The sequence below is a fragment of the Stenotrophomonas sp. YJH_SMC_82 genome (genome assembly GCF_059368875.1).
This window is the reverse complement of sequence record NZ_JCAFSE010000001.1, coordinates 40,507-59,889: the sequence shown is the minus strand read 5'-3', so window position 1 is coordinate 59,889 and position 19,383 is coordinate 40,507. Positions and strand designations below refer to the sequence as shown.

The 19,383-nt window shown below is 63.6% G+C and carries 17 protein-coding genes; 6 read left to right on the top strand and 11 right to left on the bottom strand.

Annotated elements, in window-relative coordinates:
* Positions 1-115 precede the first annotated feature (115 nt).
* The 8 genes from AC5P53_RS00225 to AC5P53_RS00190 form a co-directional block, all read right to left on the bottom strand.
* The gene (locus tag AC5P53_RS00225) at positions 116-463 is read right to left on the bottom strand and encodes a lipid-A-disaccharide synthase N-terminal domain-containing protein (protein WP_014648879.1); all 348 of its coding nucleotides are present in this window, start codon (positions 461-463) and stop codon (positions 116-118) included.
* A complete protein-coding gene (locus tag AC5P53_RS00220) occupies positions 463-1,185 on the bottom strand; it encodes a glycosyltransferase family 2 protein (protein WP_005420380.1) in 723 nt (240 codons plus the stop codon). The genes AC5P53_RS00225 and AC5P53_RS00220 overlap by 1 nt, the downstream gene beginning before the upstream one ends.
* A 90-nt stretch (positions 1,186-1,275) precedes the next feature.
* Entirely contained in the window at positions 1,276-2,241 is a 966-nt protein-coding gene (locus tag AC5P53_RS00215; protein ID WP_014648881.1) for an NAD-dependent epimerase/dehydratase family protein, read from the bottom strand.
* 45 nt (positions 2,242-2,286) lie between these two features.
* A complete protein-coding gene (locus AC5P53_RS00210; RefSeq protein WP_049407664.1) occupies positions 2,287-3,021 on the bottom strand; it encodes a suppressor of fused domain protein in 735 nt (244 codons plus the stop codon).
* Positions 3,022-3,147: 126 nt separating this feature from the next.
* Positions 3,148-4,071, bottom strand: a complete 924-nt coding sequence (locus tag AC5P53_RS00205) for a ParB/RepB/Spo0J family partition protein (RefSeq protein WP_014648883.1) — start codon at positions 4,069-4,071, stop codon at positions 3,148-3,150.
* Positions 4,071-4,868 carry a ParA family protein gene (locus AC5P53_RS00200; RefSeq protein WP_014648884.1) on the bottom strand — a complete coding sequence of 266 codons (798 nt, stop codon included), beginning with the start codon at positions 4,866-4,868 and terminating at the stop codon, positions 4,071-4,073. The genes AC5P53_RS00205 and AC5P53_RS00200 overlap by 1 nt, the downstream gene beginning before the upstream one ends.
* 112 nt (positions 4,869-4,980) lie before the next feature.
* Positions 4,981-5,619 (bottom strand): 16S rRNA (guanine(527)-N(7))-methyltransferase RsmG, encoded by a 639-nt coding sequence (rsmG, locus tag AC5P53_RS00195; RefSeq protein WP_014648885.1) that lies wholly within the window; start codon positions 5,617-5,619, stop codon positions 4,981-4,983.
* Between the two features lie 39 nt (positions 5,620-5,658).
* Entirely contained in the window at positions 5,659-6,258 is a 600-nt protein-coding gene (locus AC5P53_RS00190) for a 4'-phosphopantetheinyl transferase family protein (protein ID WP_046433275.1), read from the bottom strand.
* 84 nt (positions 6,259-6,342) lie between these two features.
* Here AC5P53_RS00190 and AC5P53_RS00185 point away from each other — a divergent pair, with 84 nt between their 5' ends.
* Positions 6,343-6,594, top strand: a complete 252-nt coding sequence (locus tag AC5P53_RS00185; protein ID WP_014648887.1) for a GlsB/YeaQ/YmgE family stress response membrane protein — start codon at positions 6,343-6,345, stop codon at positions 6,592-6,594.
* Positions 6,595-6,666: 72 nt separating this feature from the next.
* On the opposite strand, the gene xth is transcribed toward AC5P53_RS00185, so the two are convergent.
* Positions 6,667-7,434 carry an exodeoxyribonuclease III gene (xth, locus tag AC5P53_RS00180; RefSeq protein ID WP_241887609.1) on the bottom strand — a complete coding sequence of 256 codons (768 nt, stop codon included), beginning with the start codon at positions 7,432-7,434 and terminating at the stop codon, positions 6,667-6,669.
* A gap of 189 nt (positions 7,435-7,623) precedes the next feature.
* Between xth and hsdR the strand changes: the two genes are divergently transcribed.
* The 5 genes from hsdR to AC5P53_RS00155 all read left to right on the top strand — a co-directional run bounded on the left by hsdR (position 7,624) and on the right by AC5P53_RS00155 (position 17,182).
* Entirely contained in the window at positions 7,624-11,097 is a 3,474-nt protein-coding gene (gene hsdR / locus AC5P53_RS00175) for a type I restriction-modification system endonuclease (protein ID WP_126411527.1), read from the top strand.
* 92 nt (positions 11,098-11,189) lie between these two features.
* Positions 11,190-12,383, top strand: a complete 1,194-nt coding sequence (locus tag AC5P53_RS00170; protein ID WP_126411528.1) for a Fic family protein — start codon at positions 11,190-11,192, stop codon at positions 12,381-12,383.
* The gene (locus tag AC5P53_RS00165) at positions 12,373-13,911 is read left to right on the top strand and encodes a class I SAM-dependent DNA methyltransferase (RefSeq protein ID WP_126411529.1); all 1,539 of its coding nucleotides are present in this window, start codon (positions 12,373-12,375) and stop codon (positions 13,909-13,911) included. Before AC5P53_RS00170 ends, AC5P53_RS00165 begins: the two co-directional genes overlap by 11 nt.
* Positions 13,904-15,340, top strand: a complete 1,437-nt coding sequence (locus AC5P53_RS00160) for a restriction endonuclease subunit S (RefSeq protein WP_172601374.1) — start codon at positions 13,904-13,906, stop codon at positions 15,338-15,340. The genes AC5P53_RS00165 and AC5P53_RS00160 overlap by 8 nt, the downstream gene beginning before the upstream one ends.
* A 27-nt stretch (positions 15,341-15,367) precedes the next feature.
* On the top strand, positions 15,368-17,182 hold the full coding sequence (locus AC5P53_RS00155) for a DUF262 domain-containing protein (protein ID WP_126411531.1): 1,815 nt from the start codon (positions 15,368-15,370) through the stop codon (positions 17,180-17,182).
* A gap of 84 nt (positions 17,183-17,266) precedes the next feature.
* Here AC5P53_RS00155 and AC5P53_RS00150 read toward each other — a convergent pair whose 3' ends face one another.
* Positions 17,267-18,676, bottom strand: coding sequence for a coniferyl aldehyde dehydrogenase (locus tag AC5P53_RS00150; RefSeq protein ID WP_241887608.1), 1,410 nt, complete (start codon positions 18,674-18,676; stop codon positions 17,267-17,269).
* Between the two features lie 124 nt (positions 18,677-18,800).
* Positions 18,801-19,343, bottom strand: coding sequence for a Tli1a family immunity protein (tli1a, locus tag AC5P53_RS00145; protein WP_126411533.1), 543 nt, complete (start codon positions 19,341-19,343; stop codon positions 18,801-18,803).
* Positions 19,344-19,383 lie beyond the last annotated feature (40 nt).

The following is a 19,383-nucleotide window of genomic DNA, read 5'->3' as shown; positions in this document are numbered from 1 at the left end:
GTAGCCAGGTACGCAGTAGACCCACGTCATGCGTGGATGCGCCGCGGATCCGGACGGGGTGATCCGGACGGGGTCAGAGCCCTTTCCCATGAAAAGGGATCCGACCCCCGGGGCCTCAGTGGCTGGCCTTGTCGCGCTTCCAGCCGCGGTGCTTGATGTCCAGGTGCAGGCTGTACAGCGCGGTGAACGCCGGGAACAGGTTCTGCAGCACGCCCACCGAGTCCTGCTTGGCCGAGAACAGGAAGTAGCTCAGCGTCATCAGGCTGCCGAGCACGCTCATGTACCAGAACAGGCGCGGGATCACCGGCTTGCCGGCGCGCTTGGACGCGACGAACTGGACCAGCCAGCGGCCGCCGAACATCAGCGCGCCGGTATAGCCGATCAGCTTCCAGCCGGTCACGTGCAGGCCGGTCCAGTACAGCCAGGTCAGCGGCTGGTCGAGCCAATGCAGCTCCAGATCCATCAGCGCTCCTCCACCGCGGTGCGCTTGCTGCGGGTGATCAGCCAGGCCACGCCACGCAGGTCGCGGATGCCGACCAGCGCGCGGCCGAGGTTGTTGTACTTGGACACGCCAGCGGTACGGTGGCGGTGGTTGACCGGCACGCTGGTGGTCTTCCAGCCGGCGCGCTGCATCAGCGCCGGCAGGTAGCGGTGCATGTGGTCGAAGTACGGCAGGTCGAGGAACGCGCTGCGTTCGAACAGCTTGATGCCGCAGCCGGTATCGGGCGTATCGTCGCGCAGCATGCGTGCACGGATGGCGTTGGCCCATTTGCTGGCCCAGCGCTTGCTGCCGCTGTCCTGGCGGTTGACGCGCCAGCCGGCGAACAGCTTCACCTGCGCCTCGGCGGCGTCGCGTGCGGCGAGCAGCTTGGGGATATCGGCCGGATCGTTCTGGCCATCGCCATCCAGGGTCGCGATCCACGGCGCGCGGGCGTGCTTGACGCCGGTGCGCACCGCGGTGCTCTGCCCGCTCTGGTTCACATGGTGCAGCACGCGCAGTTCCGGGGTGGTCGCCTTCAGTCCCTGCAGCACCGCCAGGGTGTCATCGCGCGAGTGATCGTCGATGTAGACGATTTCGAACGGCAGCCGGCCACGCAGCGCGGCGGTGATTTCGGCGACCAGCGGGGCGACATTGTCGCGCTCGTTGAATACCGGGACGACAACGGAAAGCTCGGGTTGGCTCATAAGGCACTCGGCCAAAGGGGGGACAAAGACCGCGCATTCTCCGCTGCCGAGGTTATCCGAAGATGAACCCCGCGGCGTGAGGATCCATCCTCAGGCGCGATCGCCAAAATACTCGCGGCACCACTGCACCACAGGCGGCAGGCCTTCTTCGATCGGGGTCACCGCATCGAAGCCGAAAGCGTCATGTGCGCGCCGGGTATCGGCCATCGTGCGCACCATGTCGCCGGGCTGCATGGGCTTGTACACCTTCTGCGCGGGGCGGCCGGCGGCCTGCTCGATCACGCTGATGAAGCGCTCCAGCTCGACCGGCGTATGGTTGCCGAGGTTGAACACCCGGTGCGGCACCGGGCCGTCGGCCGGGTGCGCGAGGGCGCCGAGGATACCGGACACAATGTCGGAGACATGTGTGAAATCGCGCTGCATGCGGCCTTCGTTGAACACGTCGATCGGCCGCCCGGCCAGCACCGCGCGGGAGAACAGCAGCGGTGCCATGTCCGGCCGGCCCCACGGGCCATACACGGTGAAGAAGCGCAGGCCGGTGGCATGCAGGCCGTACAGCTGCGCGTAGGTGTAGGCCATCAGCTCATTGGCCGCCTTGGTCGCCGCGTACAGCGAACGCGGCTGGTCTACGCGCTGGTCCTCGGAGAACGGCGGCGTGGCCGAATCGCCGTAGACCGAGCTGCTGGAGGCATACACCAGGTGCTGCACGCCGCGGTGGCGGCACAGTTCGAGCATGTTGACGAAGCCGACCAGGTTGCTGTCGACGTAGGCGTGCGGGTTTTCCAGCGAATAGCGCACGCCGGCCTGGGCGGCCAGATGGATCACCGCCGTCGGCTGCACTTCATCGAACAGCGCAGCCAGGCCCTCGCGGTCGGTCAGGTCCAGCGCGCGCAGGTCCAGCGACGGGCACAGCGCGGCCACGCGGTCGCGCTTGATCTGCGGGTCGTAGTAATCGTTGAAGTTGTCCAGGCCGACCACGGCCTGGCCGGCCTCCAGCAGTGCGCGGGCGGTGTAGGCACCGATGAAGCCGGCAGCGCCGGTGAGCAGGATGGTCATGGCAGGGGCCTGGAAACGAAGTTCAGGCCCCTGATGTTACCGGTCTCAGAACAAACCGAAACGCTTCTTCGCCACGTTGGTGCGGCCGGGTTCGATTACATCCTGGATCTTCTTCGCGTCGAAGCGGTCGAGCAGCGCCTCGGCGCCCTTCCTCAGCTTCAGGTCCATCTCTTCGGGGTACAGCGGGACCAGGCTCATGAAGCTGATGGTCTTGCCGTCGTCCAGTTCCAGCGTGGCAAAGTCCTCCGGGGTGGTTACCGGCGGCAGCACGATGGCGCCGTCGAAGCCCACGCCCGGCGCATAGGGCTCGCTGGGATGGCCGTTGGGAATGGTGTGGCCGAAGCCCAGCCAGGTGTCGTACTCGTGCGGCAACCGCGCCATGCCCTTCAGCAGGCGCACCGGCCAGTAATTGCGCTCGTCCTCGAAGGCGTCCTGGGAGATGGGCCAGTCCGCCGGCAGGGTCACCATCAGTTCCATGTAGCGCGGCACGTCCGCGTCCACCTCGGCGGGCACGGTCATCGGCAGGTCGCTCATGCCGGAGGTGACCAGGCGCAGGTAAGGGCAGTGGTCATTGGCCGGCACCACGTGCACGTCGATGTGCACCAGGTCGGAGATGATCTCGTGGAAGACACCGGACACCGGGCCCAGATGGCGTTCGAGGTGGGCGCTGATCGCCTCGATGTGGCGTTCTTCGCCGGTGGCGAGCACGAAGTCCTTTTCGCGGCGATGTACCAGTATCTGGGTGCCGTCCGGGCTGACGTCCTCGTATTCGTTGCTCATGTCCTGCTCCCTGGATGAGGCCACGGACCGGAAGGCAGTGCATTCCCTCGGCGCGCGCGGCGGTACGTTCCCTGTCATTGGCGGGACACGGCAGGAACGGGCCGCGCCCCTGTCACTGCGCCGGGCTCAGCCCTGGCGCGTGCGCAGCTTTTCCAGCACGCCGTCCAGGGTATCCAGGTCGGTGTAGTGGATGATCAGCTTGCCCTTGCCACCGCGGCCATGATTGATCGCCACCTTGGCGCCCAATGCTTCGGACAGTTCGGTCTCCAGCGAGGCGATATCAGCCTGCTGCACCTTCGGCGTGGCCGCCGGGCGGTTGCTCGGCACCTTGCCGGCGGCGAAGGCCTGCGCACGGCGCTCGACCTCGCGCACCGACCAGCCTTCATCGGCTGCTTCCTGGGCCAGCTTGCCGGCCAGCTCGGGAGCCAGGGTCAGCAGCGCGCGAGCGTGGCCCATTTCCAGGCGGCGGGTTTCCAGCAGCAGGCGGATCGCCACCGGCAGCTCCAGCAGGCGCAGCAGGTTGGACACCGCCGCGCGCGAGCGGCCGACGGCCTCGGCGGCCTCGGCATGGGTCAGGGTGAACTCGCTGATCAGGCGCTGCAGCGCCTCGGCTTCTTCCAGCGGGTTGAGGTCTTCGCGCTGGATGTTCTCGATCAGCGCCATCGCGATGACGGTGCGGTCTTCCAGCTCGCGCACCACCACCGGCACTTCGTCCAGGCCGGCCAGCTGCGATGCGCGCCAACGGCGTTCACCGGCGACGATTTCGTAGTTGCCCGCCGGCAGCTGGCGCACCAGGATCGGCTGGATCACGCCCTGCGACTTGATCGAGTCGGCCAGCTCGGACAGCTTGCCCTCGTCCATCTCGCGGCGCGGCTGGTACTTGCCCGGCTGCAGCTGGCCGACCGGCAACTTGCGCAGCACTTCACCCGGCAGCGGCTCGATCACCGCGGTGGTGGCCTGCACCTGGCTGACCGCGCCTTTCGGGCCCAACAGCGCATCCAGGCCACGGCCGAGGCCTCGCTTCTTGGCTGCCGGCTTGCTGCTGGTCATCAGACGATCTCCACGGCCTTGCCGGCCTTGTTGCGTTCGTTGTTGCGGCGGATGATCTCGCCGGCCAGGCCCAGGTAGGCCACGCCACCGCGCGAGGCGCGGTCGTAGCCGACGATGCTCTGGCCATGGCTGGGTGCCTCGGCCAGGCGCACGTTGCGCGGCACGATGGTGCGGAACACGCGGTCGCCGAAGTGCTCGGTGAGCTCGGCCGACACTGCGTTGGCCAGGTTGTTGCGCACGTCGAACATGGTGCGCAGCACGCCTTCGATCTCCAGCGCCGGGTTCAGGCTGGTGCGCAGCGCTTCGATGGTTTCCACCAGCGCGCTCAGGCCTTCCAGCGCGTAGTACTCGCACTGCATCGGCACGATCACCGAGTCGGCGGCGGCCAGCGCGTTGAGCGTCAGCAGCGACAGCGCCGGCGGGCAGTCGATCAGGATGTAGTCGTACTCGTCGCGGATCGGCGCCAGCGCGCGCTTCAGGCGCTGCTCGCGCTCGCTCTGGCCCATCAGCTGGATCTCGGCGGCGGTCAGGTCGATATTGCCGGGCAGCAGGTCGTAACCCTCGGCAGTCTGCACACGTACATCGGCAGCGCTGTTCTCGCCGAGCAGCAGGTCACAGGTGGAGGCGGCCAGCTCGCGTTTGTCCACGCCACTGCCCATGGTCGCGTTGCCCTGCGAATCCAGGTCGACCAACAGCACGCGCTTGGGTGCGTTGGCCAGGGAAGCGGCCAGGTTGACGGCGGTCGTGGTCTTGCCGACGCCACCCTTCTGGTTGGCGATGGCGATGATGCGGGCCATGCGGGTGTGCCTCGTCGACGTGTGCTGGGACCGGTCATTATGCGTACAACCGGCCCCTTGCGGAAATCGTGGATCGCCAACCCGTTGTTCCACAAGGGGCTGGCGGCGGGAATCAGGGGCCTGTAACAGTGACCAGGTGGCGTTCGCCGGCCAGGCCGGGCACGCTCAACGGGGTCACCTCACGCACCTGCCAGCCCGCCGGCAGGTCCGCGATCTCCTCATGCGGGTAGACGCCCTTCATGGCCAGCAGTACGCCGCCGGGGCGCAGCAGGTGGCCACCGACGCGGACGATGCCGGCCAGGGTGTCCATCGCGCGCGCGGTCAGCTGGTCGTAGCGGCCGGCCTCGTCCAGCGCCTCGGCGCGCGACTCGGCCACGCGGGCGTTGCCCAGGCCGAGCTGGCGCACGGCTTCGCGCATGAAGCGCGCCTTCTTGCCGTTGCTCTCGACCAGGGTGACCTGCAGGCCCGGGCAGGCGATCGCCAGCGGGATGCCGGGCAGCCCGGGGCCGGTGCCAAGGTCGGCCAGGCTGCCGTCGGCCACGAACGGCTGCATCGCCAGCGAGTCGAGCAGGTGGCGGGTGACCATCTCCTGCGGGTCGCGGATGGCGGTGAGGTTGTAGGTGCCGTTCCAGCGGTGCAGCAGGGCCAGGTAGCGCAGCAACGGCGGCGCCAGCGCGGCGTCCAGGCCCATGCTGGCCAGGCCCTGTTCCAGCGTGGCAGACACGCTGGCGGGAAGTGGGTGTTCGCTCATGCCGGCATTATCGCCGGTTTTGCGCGCCGATTCCCCGCTTCAGTGTGGATACCAGGCCAATGCGGCGCGGAACTGGCCGCTGGCCTGCCACTCGTGCAGGTGCCAGCGTGCGGCCTCGCCCAGTTCCGGGTCGCACCAGCGCAGGTGCAGGGCGCCATCGGGCCCGGGCGCCAGCTGCAGGCGGTGCAGGCCGAACGAGATGCCCTGCCCATGCGCCTTCAGGATGGCCTCCTTGACGCACCACACGCGGAAGAACCAGTGCTCGCGCCCGGCCTCATCCAGGCGTTCCAGCCAGGCCACCTCCTGCGGGTGGAAGAAGCGCCGCACGATCTCCAGCAGGCGCGGTCGCGGCCGCAGCAGCTCCAGGTCCACGCCCAGCCGCACGCCTTCGCCCAGCGCCACCAGCAGCACCTCGCCGCTGTGGCTCCAGCCGGTGCCGTAGTGGGCCAACGGGCCGCTCAGTTCCGGCCGGCCCTTGTCATCACGGACCAGCGGCAGCGTCTGCGGGTCGGCGCCCAATGCCTGCGCCAGCACCTGCCGCGCCTGCGGTTCACCACGCTGGCCCGGCACATGCGGGCGCCGCCAGACCGTCACCGGACCGAAGCGCCACGGGCCATCGAGGGTGGCTGGCAGGCTCATCCGCACACGCCCATCACGCAATTCCACGACGGGTTCACAGCCCTGCGCGTCAACTGGTCACAGTTCCCCACCGGAGGTTCGATCATGGGCATCATCATCTGGCTGATCGTCGGCGGCATCGTAGGCTGGCTGGCCAGCATCATCATGAAGCGCGATGCCCAGCAGGGCATCATCCTCAACATCGTGGTCGGCATCGTCGGCGCGCTGATTTCCGGCTGGCTGTTCGGCGGCGGCATCAACGAAGCGATCACCCTCCGCACCTTCCTGTTCTCGCTGATCGGTGCGGTGATCCTGCTGGCGATCGTCAACCTGTTCACCCGCAAGAGCATACGGTGATCTGAGGGTAGTGCCGGCCACTGGCCGGCAGATGTTCCAGAACGGGCCCGGCAATCGTCGGGCCCCGTTCGTTCAACCGATCTGCACCCAGGCCGGCGCATGGTCACTCGGGCGTTCCCAGGTGCGCGGCTCGCGGTCGATGCCCGAGGCCACCGCACTGCCCTTCAGCGCCTCTGAGACCAGGGTCAGGTCGATGCGCAGGCCCAGGTTGCGGCGGAAGCCGGCGGCACGGTAGTCCCACCAGCTGAAGGTACCCGCCTCGTCGTTGTGCAGGCGGAAGCCATCGTGCAGGCCCAGCTGCAGCAGCTTGTTCAATGCGCCGCGCTCGGCGGTGGAGGTCAGGATGTGGTTGTCGTTCCACACCGCCGGGTCGTGCACGTCGCGCGCGTCCGGGGCGATGTTGAAGTCGCCCATCACGATCAGCTTCGGGTGGCGCTGCAGTTCTCCGGCGATCCAGGCATGCACCGCTTCCAGCCAGCGCAGCTTGTAGTCGTACTTGTCGGTGCCGATGTCCTGGCCATTGACCACGTACAGGTTGATCACCCGCAGGTCGCCGAAGGTGCCGGCGATGACGCGCTTCTGCTCGTCCTCGAAACCGGGAATGCCGATCTGCACGTCCTGCGCCGGCTCACGCGACAGCAGCGCCACGCCGTTGTAGGTCTTCTGGCCGGCGAACACGCTGCGATAGCCTGCGGCGATCAGCGCCGAATCGGGGAACTTGTGGTCCTCCAGCTTGGTTTCCTGGATACCGACGATGTCCGGGCCGAACTCCTTGAGCCACTGCTCCAGGTGCGGCAGGCGGACATTGAGCGAATTGACGTTCCACGAGGCGATCTTCATGGGGGCATTCTAACCGGGTGGGCTTTGGTAGAGGCCGACCTTGGTCGGCGCTCCTCGATTTCCATCAACCCGCGCCAAAAAACCGACGCTTTCGACTTTTTGACCGAACATGACCGAAATTGGCGCCTGGGATATGATCGCTGCCGCAAGATGCCACCCGCCGCCGAGCGCCCCTGTATGGATACGCGTGTGACTGCCGACAGCAACTTTCATTTCCTGCAGGAACACGATCCTGTCTTCCTGAAGCTGGCAATGATGGCCGAACAGGTCTTCGCCAGTGATCCCAACACGACACTGATCAAGCTGAGGCAACTTGGCGAGGCCATCGCACAGGACCTTGCCGCCCGTGCCGCCATTCGTCGGGATTCCCAGACCAGTCAAGCCAGCCTGTTGTATCAGTTGGGCCGTGAACTGCAATTGGATCCAAAGGTGCAAGACCTGTTCCGGGTCCTTCGTGTCGAGGGCAACAAGGCGACGCACGAATTTGCCACCCAGCATCGTGAAGCCATGGACGGCCTCAAAGTCGCGCGGGAACTGGCGATCTGGTACCACCGTGCTTTTGGCACCAACGCGGCCCAGTTCAAGCCGGGCCCGTTCCTCCCCCCCAAGGATCCTGCAGCACCCCTGCGTGAGATCCAGCATCAGGTCGGCCAACTGCAAGCCGAGCTGGATGCCGCGCGTCAGCAGCACGATCAGAGCAAAGCCCTGATTGACCTGAAAGAGCGCGAGGTACAACTCAATGCAGAATTGGCTGAGGCTATGGATGCCGAGGCCCGGGAGCTCGCAGCGGCAGTCGCTCAGCGCGAACAGGAACTACAGCAGCTTCGGGCAGAGTTCGAGCAACGTGTAGCGGACCTTCAAGCTTCCGTCGGGGTCGCAACGAGCGCGACGCAGCAGGTTGCCCGGAGCACACAGCGATCCAGCGCCAGCTTCGAGCTGAGCGAAGATCTCACCCGCATCCTGATTGACCAGCAGCTTCGCGATGCGGGATGGGAAGCCGACTCGCTGGAGCTCACCTACGCGAAGGGCGCCCGTCCGGAGAAGGGCCGCAACTTGGCCATTGCGGAATGGCCAACCTCTGTACCTCATGCCAATGCAGACTATGTGCTCTTCATCGGTCTGACGCCGGTTGCCATCGTTGAGGCCAAGCGCAAAGGGGTCAATGTCGCCGATCGCATTCCTCAGGCCGAGCGCTATGCGCGCGACCTGACCGCTGAGGGTGGCGTCGAAATGGCGTGGGCCGGTGCAGGCTTGCATGCTGGCTGGGAGGACGGCCAGGGTGGAACGTTCCAGGTGCCTTTGGCATTCGCCTGCAATGGACGTCCATTCGTCAAGCAACTTGCCGAGCAGTCGGGCGTCTGGTTCCGCGATCTCCGCTCGCCCTCCAATCTGCGGCGGTCGCTGCACGGTTTCCATACACCAGCGGATATTCTTGACCAGCTCAAGCGTGACCGTGCCAAGGCAGAGGCAGAACTCGAACAAGAGGGCATGAGCTACCTTCGCCTGCGCGACTACCAGCTGCATGCGATCCGTGCCGTGGAGGAGGCCCTCGCTACAGGTGAGCGCAACTGTCTGTTGGCTATGGCCACCGGCACCGGCAAGACACGCACCATGATCGGATTGATCTACCGGTTGCTCAAGAGCGAGCGATTCAATCGCATCCTGTTCCTGGTGGATCGCTCAGCACTAGGCACACAAGCCAGTGAAGCAATGGCCGAGATGACGCTGGAACAGAATCAGACACTGGCCCAGATCTACAACCTCGACGGGTTGGACGACACGCGGACTGCCAACGAAACCCGAGTTCAGGTCGCAACCGTACAGGCAATGGTAAGGCGCATCTTCCAGTCGGACACGCCGCCAGCAATCGGAACGTTCGATTGCATCGTGGTCGACGAGGCCCACCGCGGCTACACCCTCGACCAGGACATGACCGAGGGTGAGCTGGCCGTGCGCGATCATGCGCAGTATCTGTCGCAGTATCGCCGGGTTCTGGACTACTTTGATGCCTGCCGAATTGGTCTGACAGCGACCCCGGCCAAGCACACAACCGAAATTTTCGGAAAGCCCATCTACACCTACAGTTATCGGGAAGCTGTAGCTGACGATTGGCTGATCGACCACGAGCCTCCAATCCGTTTCGAAACACTGCTCAGCCGCAACGGCATCCATTTCGACAGTGGAGATCAGGTCAGTGTGGTCAACATTCACACGGGCGAAGTGGATACCGCGGAGCTGGAGGACGAGCTCGATTTCAATATCGAGTCGTTCAACCGTCGTGTCATTACACCCAATTTTGATCGGGTCGTCTGTGAGCAGCTTGCCAAGGAACTGGATCCTGATGGCGAGGAGAAGACGCTGATCTTCTGTGTCAGCAAGAAGCACGCAGAGCACGTCAAGAACCGGCTGGATGAAGCACTGAAGGCCATGCATGGCGATCAGTACAATCAGGCGAGCGTCGCGGTCATTGTCGGGGATAGCGACAAGGTCGACCAGCTCATTCGTTGCTTCAAGAATGAGCGCTATCCCAATATCGCAATTACCGTTGATTTGCTTACCACCGGCATCGACGTGCCCACCATCAGCAATCTGGTCTTCATGCGTCGGGTCCGCTCGCGCATCCTCTATGAACAGATGAAGGGGCGCGCGACCCGTCGCTGTGATGAAATCGGCAAGACCGTATTCCGCATCTTCGATCCGGTGGATCTGTATGCCGCCCTTGAAGAGGTGGACACCATGAAACCGCTCGTGAAGGACGCGAACGTCAGTATCGAGCAACTGATTGGTGAGCTCGGCCATGAAGCGAGCTTCAGTGCACCCGGCAATGATGGCGGAAGTCACGCGGATGATGCGCTGGCCCAGCTGAGCCAGCGCATCATGCGCGTGCTGCGCCAGGCCGAGCACAAGGCTGAGCGCAGGAAGGACGTACGCGACAAGCTCGATGCGCTGGAGGCCGAATGGGGGGTGCCGCCTGCACAACTGCACAAGCACCTACATGGACTGGGCGCACGCGAGGCGGCTGCGTTCCTGAAGCGTCATTCCAACTTGCCGCAACAACTGCAGGAAGTGAACCAACTGTTGGGAACCGAGCGTTACCCCATCATTGCCGAGCATCAAGACGAACTGCTCTCACGCGAGCAGAGCTATGGCGTGAATGAAGCTCCGGAGGACTATCTGGACAGCTTCAACGCGTTCATTCGGGATCAGATCAACCAATCCGCGGCCTTGAGTGTCATCGTCAACCGGCCGCGAGACCTGACCCGGGCACAGCTGAAGGAGGTTCGCTTGCTGCTGGACCAGAATGGCTACAGCGAGGCCCACCTGCGGGGCGCCTGGCGTGACAGCACCCAGCAAGAGGTCGCGGCCAGCATCATCGGCCACATCCGGCGCGCGGCATTGGGGGAGGCGCTTGTACCCTTTGAGCAGCGCGTGGAGCGGGCAATGCGGAGCATTTACGCCCAGCGGGCGTGGACTCCGGTGCAGCGAAAATGGCTGGGCCGTTTGGCCCAGCAGTTGGTGCATGAAGTCGTCATGGACCGTGAAGACGTTCAACGGGTCTTCATCGGGGATGGCGGCGCGCCGCAGCTTGATCGCCTGCTGGAAGGCAGGCTGGACCATGTGCTCGACACCTTGGGCGAAACAGTCTGGGAACAGGCAGGTTGAACATAGCGGATGAGCCGAATAGGATGCATAATCGGCTCAAATAACGAGCCGAATAGCCCCCTTGCTCGGCTCACTGTTCTGGAAACCCGCCCATGAGCTCCCCGCACTGGATCTGGCAGCATCCCGAGTGGCCGCATTTTCACTGGAAAGCGGACGAGCTTGCTGTGGACCTTCGCGAGTGCCAGCAAGCCTATGGCCAAGTGCTGGGCATGGCGGGAGCCGTTGGGGGTGACACACAATGCGAGCAGGCGCTGAATGCCCTCCTCTCCAGTATTGTCACCTCTTCAGAGATCGAGGGCGAGCATCTGGATGTCGGCTCGGTCCGGTCATCGCTGGCGCGTCACCTGGGCATGGTGGATGCCACACCACGCCGCACCACTGCCCGAAGCGAGGGACTGGCCGAGCTGATGCTGGACGCCACGGGCCACGCGCAAGAGCCCTTGGATCTTCCGCGCTTGATGCGTTGGCATCACTGGTTGTTTCCCGACGAGGAAGACACCCTGCTCGCCAACCGCATCCGGATAGGGCAGCTTCGCGGCGAGGCTCCCATGCAGGTGGTCTCCGGCAGGATCGATCGACCACGCGTGCACTTCGAGGCCCCGCCCCGCCAGGGCCTGGAGTCGCAGCTGGATGCGTTCCTCGACTGGTTCAACAGCTCCCGCCGGGACGCAACACTCGACCCGCTGCTGCGCGCCGGTATTGCCCACCTCTGGTTCGTTACCCTGCACCCGTTCGACGACGGAAACGGCAGGTTGACCCGGGCCCTGACCGATCTTGCGCTGGCCCAATCGCAACCGCAGGCAATCCGTTTTCATGCGCTCTCGGCCGCCATCCTGGCCGACCGCAACGGCTACTACCGCAGCCTGGAGACGACCCAGAAGGGTGGATTGGACATCACAGCGTGGCTGCACTGGTTCCTGGAGACTCTCCATACCAGTCTGACCCAGGCGGTGCAGCGCATCGACAAGGTTCTGACCAAGACACGCTACTGGCAGGCGCACCGGGAGCAGCCGCTGTCCGCCGAACAGACCAAGGTACTGAATCGTCTGCTGGATGGCGGAGAGCGAGGTTTCGCACTGGGCATCAGTGCCAGCCAGTACCAGACCGTGGCCAAGGTCTCCAAGGCGACCGCCACGCGCCACTTGGCCGATCTGCTGGAAAAGGGCTGCCTGCGCCGCCTGCCCGGCGGAGGCCGCAGCACCCGCTACGAAATCAATTGGCCGGCATCGGACGCGTCCCTGCCTGCCTTTACTGCATCTACGGAAGACAGCACCCATGAACCATAACGATATCGTCCAGAAACTCTGGAACCTCTGCGACGTCCTGCGCGACGATGGCATCAACTACAGTGACTACGTCACCGAACTGGTGTTGCTGCTGTTCCTGAAAATGGAATACGAGCAGGTGCAGAACAACGAAGCGTTCGAACACAAGCTTCCCGCAGGCTGCCGGTGGCCCGACCTGACAGCCCTGTCAGGTACCAAGCTACTGACCGGCTACAAGCGCATGCTGCTCGATCTTAGCCAGAGCGATGATCTGATGATCGCGGCCATCTACGCCGATGCGCAGACCAGCCTGAAGGAGCCGCGGCATCTGGAGACGCTGATCAAGGCCCTGAACGGCTTGGATTGGTTCAGCGCGCGCGAGGATGGCCTTGGCGACCTGTACGAAGGTCTCCTGCAGAAGAACGCGAATGAAACCAAGTCTGGCGCGGGACAGTACTTTACCCCGCGCGCGTTGATCGACTCGATCATTCGCTGCCTGAGGCCACAGCCGGGTGAGACCATTCAAGACCCTGCGGCAGGTACCGCTGGCTTCCTGATTGCCGCAGATGGGTACATCAAATCGCAGACCGATGATCTGTACACCCTGACGGACAAGGAGCGCCGCTTCCAGCGCCGCAAGGCCTTTGTCGGCATGGAGCTCGTTCCGGGTACCCGTCGCCTGGCATTGATGAACTGCCTGCTGCATGGCATGGATGGCGAGGGCGAAGGCGTGGTGCAGCTGGGCAACAGCCTGGGCAATGCAGGCGCAGGACTGGCCAAGGCGGACGTCATCCTTTCCAATCCGCCGTTCGGTACGGCCAAGGGCGGCGGCGGCCCCACCCGTGATGACCTGACCTATCGCACCAGCAACAAGCAGTTGGCCTTCCTGCAGCACATCTATCGCGGGCTCAAGCCCGGCGGGCGTGCGGCGGTAGTACTGCCGGACAATGTGCTGTTTGAATCGGGCGTCGGAACCGAGATCCGCCGCGACCTGATGGAAAAGTGCAATCTGCATACGTTACTGCGCCTGCCCACCGGAATTTTCTACGCGCAGGGTGTGAAGACCAATGTGCTGTTCTTCCAGAAGGGCACGGCAGAGAATCCGCGCCAGGAAACGGGGTGCACCACGGCCACCTGGGTGTATGACTTGCGCAGCAACATGCCCAGCTTTGGCAAGCGGACACCGTTTGGTCCCGTGCACTTGAAGCCGTTTGAAGAGGCTTACGGAGTAGACGCAAATGGGCGCAGCCCGCGAGTGGATGAGGGCGAGGAAGGCCGGTTCCGCTGCTTCACGCGCGATCAGATCAAGGAACGCGGTGATTCGCTGGATATCACGTGGCTGAAGGATGCTGACAGCGTGGATGCGGGCAATCTGCCTGCGCCGGAAGTGCTGGCGGCTGAGGCGATGGCGGAGCTGTCGGAGGCGCTGAGGGAACTGGATGCGTTGATGCAGGCGCTGGGTGCTGGAGATGAAGCGTTGGAGCAGAAGCGGTTGTTGGCTGACGTAATGGGGATGCAGATCTCCGGCAATGGGGTGGACTGTGAGTGAGTTGCCTGAAGGCTGGGCCAGCTGCCAGCTCGGAGATCTCCTCTGCCACATCCAAGCCGGGAAGAGCGTGAAGTGCGACGAACGCCCCCCTGAAGGCAACGAGCCTGGGTTGGTCAAGATCAGTGCCGTAACGTGGGGCGAGTTCGACGAGATCGAGAGCAAAACCCTACTGACCGCAGAGGGTCTCGACGAACGCAACAGGATCCGGCCTGGCGATCTGCTGATCTCTCGAGCGAACACCCTGGAGCTCGTTGGTGCGCCGGTAATTGTGCAGAAAATTTCTAAGCACCTGTACTTGAGTGACAAGGTTCTGCGCCTGGAGCTGCCTGAGTCGCTGCGCGAGTGGGCACTCATCTGCCTCAGATCAGAATCGGGCAGAGCCCAGATCGAATCGTTGGCTACTGGCAATCAGCTCTCTATGCGAAACATCTCGCAGGACGCCCTACGTGCAATTGAAATGCCGTTGCCTCCGGAAGCAGAGCAGAAGCGCATCGCGCAGAAGCTGGATGCGTTGCTGACACAAGCCGACTCATTGAGGGAACGGGTTAGCACCATTCTTCCGCTAATTAAGCGCTTCCGCCATGCAGTTCTAGTTACCGCCGCAAGTGGCCGGCTGACGCAGGACTGGCGCGATTCCAATGGCGCTCAAGGCAATGAATCGGCCGGCGAATACCTCAGACGCATACTTGAATCAAGACGCGAAGAACCAAGGGCTCGTTTCAAGCCCCCGGTTATGCCAGACACTGAAACAAGGAACATTGATGTTCCAGATTCCTGGATCGTTACCAGCGTTTCCAGCGTCGCCGAATGCTTGGATAGCATGCGCGTCCCCGTTAAAAAAGAGCTCCGTATGGCAACTGTCGGTACGTATCCATACTTTGGCGCTAATGGTGAAGTTGACCGCGTGGATGAGTTCATCTTTGACGATGACCTTGTTCTGGTGACGGAAGATGAAACGTTCTACGGTCGAGTGAAGCCAATTGCCTATATGCACTCAGGGAAGTGCTGGGTCAACAATCACGTCCATGCGCTCCGAGCACATGACAGGATTGGGCAGTCCTACCTCTGCTACACATTGATGCACTACGACGTCACGCCGTGGCTGACCGGAACCACAGGAAGAGCAAAGCTAACTCAGGCTGCACTGATGGCACTTCCTATCGGCATGCCACCACCAGCGGAGCAGGCAGAGATTGTGCGCCGTGTCGAACAACTCTTCGCCATAGCTGACCAGCTGGAAACTAAGGTCGTAACGGCCAGAATGCGCATCGATACCCTGACCCAACGCATCCTCGCTAAAGCCTTCCGTGGCGAACTGGTCCCCCAAGATCCCAACGACGAGCCGGCCAGCGTATTGCTCGAGCGCATCCGCGTCCAGCGTGCTGCTGCACCTAAACCCAAGCGTGGTCGCAAGGCTGCATCCAACTAATCATCGACCTCGAAAGGAATCACCCGTATGACTACCTTCGACAGTACCAAGCTGCCACTGAAAGATCTCCTCAAGGACATCGTTGACGGCAAGATCCAGCTGCCGGACTTCCAGCGAGGCTGGGTCTGGGACGATGAGCACGTGCGCAGCCTGCTGGTCAGCCTTGGCCGTTCATTCCCGGTGGGCGCGGTAATGCTGCTGGAGACAGGTGGCGCGGTGCGCTTCCAGGTGCGCCCTGTTGAGAATGTCCCGCATGAGGGCCTGCTGCCTCCGGAGAAGCTGATCCTGGACGGACAGCAACGTCTGACCACGCTCACTCAGGTTCTCAAGCTGTCCGGGCCGGTCAAGACCACGACGGACAAAGGCAGGCCGGTTGATCGCCACTACTACATCCATATCCCCACTGCATTGGCCGGGCCGGACCGCCTGGACGAGGCGATCATTGCCACCGACGGCACGCGTCAACAACGCAGTGACTTCGGCCGCAGGCTGGACCGGGATCTTTCCACACGCGAACTGGAGTGCCAGCAGGAATACTTCCCGTGCTCTGAAATTCTGGAAGGCATGGGCTGGCTGCAGGATCTCTATCAATACAACGCCGCTGCGGTCCCGCAATTTTTCGAATTCAAGAAGCAGGTTCTCGATGCCTACAACGAGTATCAGATTCCACTCATCGTGCTGAAGAAGGAAACCAGCAAGGAAGCTGTGTGTCTGGTCTTCGAAAAGGTCAACACCGGCGGCGTTCCGCTGTCGGTATTCGAGCTGGTCACCGCTACCTATGCCGCCGATGGCTACAACCTGCGCGACGATTGGTATGGCAGCCAGCAACGCGGCGTTATTTCGCGGCAGAAGCGGCTGGCCAGGGAGCCGCTTCTGAAGAGCGTGGAGAACACCGATTTCCTGCAGGCCGTGACCATGCTGCATACGCTGGAGAAGCGACGCGCCGATCTGGCCGCCGGAAAGAGCGGCAATCAGGTGACACCTGTGAGCGCCAAACGAGCCTCGGTGCTGGAGCTTCCACTGGAAGCCTATCAGCGCTGGGCAGACGTGGTGGAACAGGGCTTCATCCGTGCCGCCAAGTTCCTGCGCCATGAGTGCTTCATCTCTCCACGCGACCTGCCCTACCGCACTCAGTTGGCACCGCTGGCTGCAGTGCTGGCATTGATTGGTGCCGATGAGCGGTGGCGCGAACCGCAGGTCCACCAGAAGCTAGCCCAGTGGTACTGGTGCGGCGTGCTCGGTGAACTGTATGGCGGCGCGGTGGAAACGCGCATGGCCAATGATGTGGAGGAGTTGTTGGGCTGGATTGAGCAGGACGCCCTGCAGCCGCGAACGATCTCTGACGCTGCTTTCCAGATCGATCGCCTGGCTTCGCTTTCCTCACGATTGAGTGCCGCCTACAAGGGTATCAACGTGCTGGTGCTACGCGAGGGTGCGCAGGATCTGTACTGGAAGGGGCGAATCCGCGACCTTGAAGCCGACGAGATCGCGCTCGACATTCATCACATCTTCCCGCGTGACTGGTGCGAGAAACAGGACATTCCGCGCCGTCGCTACGATTCGATCATCAACAAGACGCCGATCTCCTATAGGGCGAATCGCATGATTGGTGGCTCAGCACCGTCCCACTATCTGTCTGCGCTGCAGTCACACAAGCAGGTGCAACTTGACGACGTTGGCATGGATGCTCTGCTGGCGAGTCATCGCATTCCCGCGGAGGCCCTGCGCGCAGATGACTTTGAAGGGCTTTGGAACCAACGCCAGCTGGCTCTGTTGGCTCTGATTGAAGGTGCCATGGGCAAGAGGGCCACTGCACAGTTCGAGGCTGAAGCCCTGGTGTGATCGCAATTGGGTGTGCCAACCAAGGTTGGCACCTACCGGGTAGTGCCGGCCGCTGGCCGGCAACCCCATGCCCCCCCGCCAGCGTTACCGCAGCAGGAACCGCAACAAACCCGCAATCTTCGAATACGGCGGCCGCAGCCGGTCGCTGGCCGCCCAGCGCGACTGCCACAGCACCGGCAGCCGCTTGCTCATCGCATCGAACCCGGCCCGGCCGTGGTACGCGCCCATGCCGCTAGCCCCTACCCCGCCAAACGGCAGGCCATCGGCGGCGAAGTGCAGCAGCGTGTCGTTGACCGTCACCCCGCCGGCCACCACCTGGCCGAGGATGCGCTCCACCGTGGCCGTGTCATGGCTGAAGGGATACAGCGCCAGCGGCCGGTCACGGGACAGCATGTCGGCCAGCGCCGCCTCCAGGTCCGGGTAGGCCCGCACGGGCAGGATCGGCCCGAAGATCTCCTCGCGCATCAGGTCCAGGTCGTCCGGCGGGTCCAGCACCACGGTCGGTACCAGCAGGCGCTCGCGGTCGGCGCGCGCGTCGTCCACCTGCGCCAGCGGAATCACCGGCACCCCGCGCTGCCGCGCCTGTCCCAGGTAGCCCTGCAGGCGCCGGTACTGGCCTTCATTGATGATGCGGGTGTAGTCGTCGGCATCGCTGAAGTCGCCATAGCGCTCGCGCACCTGCTGCTGCAGCGCCTGCACGAACTCGCGCTGGCGCGCGGTATCGATCAGCACATAATCCGGCGCGATGCAGGTCTGGCCCGCGTTGAACCACTTGCCGGTGGCCAGCCGTGCGGCGGCTTTGTCCAGCGGGAAATCACGGCAGACGATGGCCGGCGACTTGCCGCCCAGTTCCAGCGTGACCGGTACCAGATGCTCAGCCGCGGCGGCCATCACCTTGCGGCCGACCGCCGTCGAGCCGGTGAACAGCAGATGGTCCAGCGGCAGCGAAGACACCGCAGCCGCCACGTCCGCCCCACCCTGCACCACTGCCACCCGATCGGGCGGGAACACGCTGGCCAGCAGATCGGCCAGGAACGCGCTGGTGCGCGGAGTGTGTTCCGAAGGCTTCAGCAATACGTGGTTGCCGGCGGCGATGGCGGTGGCCAAAGGCACCAATGCCAGCGTGACCGGGTAGTTCCAGGGCGAGATCACCCCGACCACGCCCAGCGGCGTCGGCCGCAGCTGCGCGCGCGCCGGCCACAGCTTCCATCCCGCCGATGCCCGCTGCGGCTTCGACCAGCGCCGCAGGTGGCGACGCAGGTGGTCGATGGCCGACAGCACGCTCATGCCATCGGCCAGTTTCGATTCAACGTGGGCACGGTGGCCGAAGTCCTCGGCGATGGCCTGGGCCATCTCGTCCAGGCGCGGCTTCAGCGCCTCGCGCAGGCGGCGCAGGTCAGCTTCGCGCTGGTCCAGCGACGGGCGCTGCGACTGCCAGGCGCTGCGCAGGGTGTGCAGGAGGGCGGGCAGGTCGGCGGGGACGGTGGTGGTCATGGGCCGATTGTAGGGTCGAGCCATGCTTGGCTCGCATGCCAACCTTCACGCCGTGGCACGGGCTCTCATTGGGATACCTCCCAACCGCCTTGCATGCGTTCACCCTCGCATGCAAACCCGTCCATCACCACGTCTTCTGCTGGTCGGTTCGATCTGCCGGGCATGACTGTGGCTCTGGCAACTCAAGCGGAATCTTGATCGGGTACTCGGGGCTGCCGTAGGCGTAACAGGAAGTGGTGACCTGAATCTCATCGCAGGGCAGGAAATGTACAGTGATGCCGCAGACATTCTGGTTGGTGTAATCCGGGACGGCGACGATTTTGCTGTGGTAACGCTTTTGTGCCTCGATTTGTTGCAGCCAGGCGTCGTACTTCGCCTCATCAGCAAATCCAGGAAATCCATTTGAGCCTCCTACCCCCGTTTCCCAATCGACCCGTACCATCGTTCCTGGTTGCCATTGATCTGGGGCCATGTAGCAGCACCCTCCACCGCCACCTTGATACGGACCAATAATGTCAATCGCCGAACGGCCATCGACACTGAACCGGTTGATCGCCCAATGGGTGTGGTTGACGCCATAGATCGCGCTGGCTTCCACAGCGTAGGCAGACAAGAGCAGAGGTGGGCCAGCAAGAAATGCCAGCGCCACCCGCTTCAAAACAAACATCATTGAAACTCCATAATGTATAGCCCTCACTTCTTGTCCG

Bases quoted from the DNA above. Each gene is read 5' to 3' on its own strand.
- AC5P53_RS00225 (WP_014648879.1), bottom strand. From the start codon at position 463: ATGGATCTGGAGCTGCATTGGCTCGACCAGCCGCTGACCTGGCTGTAC.
- AC5P53_RS00170 (WP_126411528.1), top strand. From the start codon at position 11,190: ATGAGCTCCCCGCACTGGATCTGGCAGCATCCCGAGTGGCCGCATTTT.
- xth (WP_241887609.1), bottom strand. From the start codon at position 7,434: ATGAAGATCGCCTCGTGGAACGTCAATTCGCTCAATGTCCGCCTGCCG.
- AC5P53_RS00190 (WP_046433275.1), bottom strand. From the start codon at position 6,258: ATGAGCCTGCCAGCCACCCTCGATGGCCCGTGGCGCTTCGGTCCGGTG.
- AC5P53_RS00150 (WP_241887608.1), bottom strand. From the start codon at position 18,676: ATGACCACCACCGTCCCCGCCGACCTGCCCGCCCTCCTGCACACCCTG.
- AC5P53_RS00215 (WP_014648881.1), bottom strand. From the start codon at position 2,241: ATGACCATCCTGCTCACCGGCGCTGCCGGCTTCATCGGTGCCTACACC.
- AC5P53_RS00155 (WP_126411531.1), top strand. From the start codon at position 15,368: ATGACTACCTTCGACAGTACCAAGCTGCCACTGAAAGATCTCCTCAAG.
- AC5P53_RS00200 (WP_014648884.1), bottom strand. From the start codon at position 4,868: ATGGCCCGCATCATCGCCATCGCCAACCAGAAGGGTGGCGTCGGCAAG.
- AC5P53_RS00185 (WP_014648887.1), top strand. From the start codon at position 6,343: ATGGGCATCATCATCTGGCTGATCGTCGGCGGCATCGTAGGCTGGCTG.
- AC5P53_RS00165 (WP_126411529.1), top strand. From the start codon at position 12,373: ATGAACCATAACGATATCGTCCAGAAACTCTGGAACCTCTGCGACGTC.
- tli1a (WP_126411533.1), bottom strand. From the start codon at position 19,343: ATGTTTGTTTTGAAGCGGGTGGCGCTGGCATTTCTTGCTGGCCCACCT.
- rsmG (WP_014648885.1), bottom strand. From the start codon at position 5,619: ATGAGCGAACACCCACTTCCCGCCAGCGTGTCTGCCACGCTGGAACAG.
- AC5P53_RS00220 (WP_005420380.1), bottom strand. From the start codon at position 1,185: ATGAGCCAACCCGAGCTTTCCGTTGTCGTCCCGGTATTCAACGAGCGC.
- AC5P53_RS00210 (WP_049407664.1), bottom strand. From the start codon at position 3,021: ATGAGCAACGAATACGAGGACGTCAGCCCGGACGGCACCCAGATACTG.
- AC5P53_RS00205 (WP_014648883.1), bottom strand. From the start codon at position 4,071: ATGACCAGCAGCAAGCCGGCAGCCAAGAAGCGAGGCCTCGGCCGTGGC.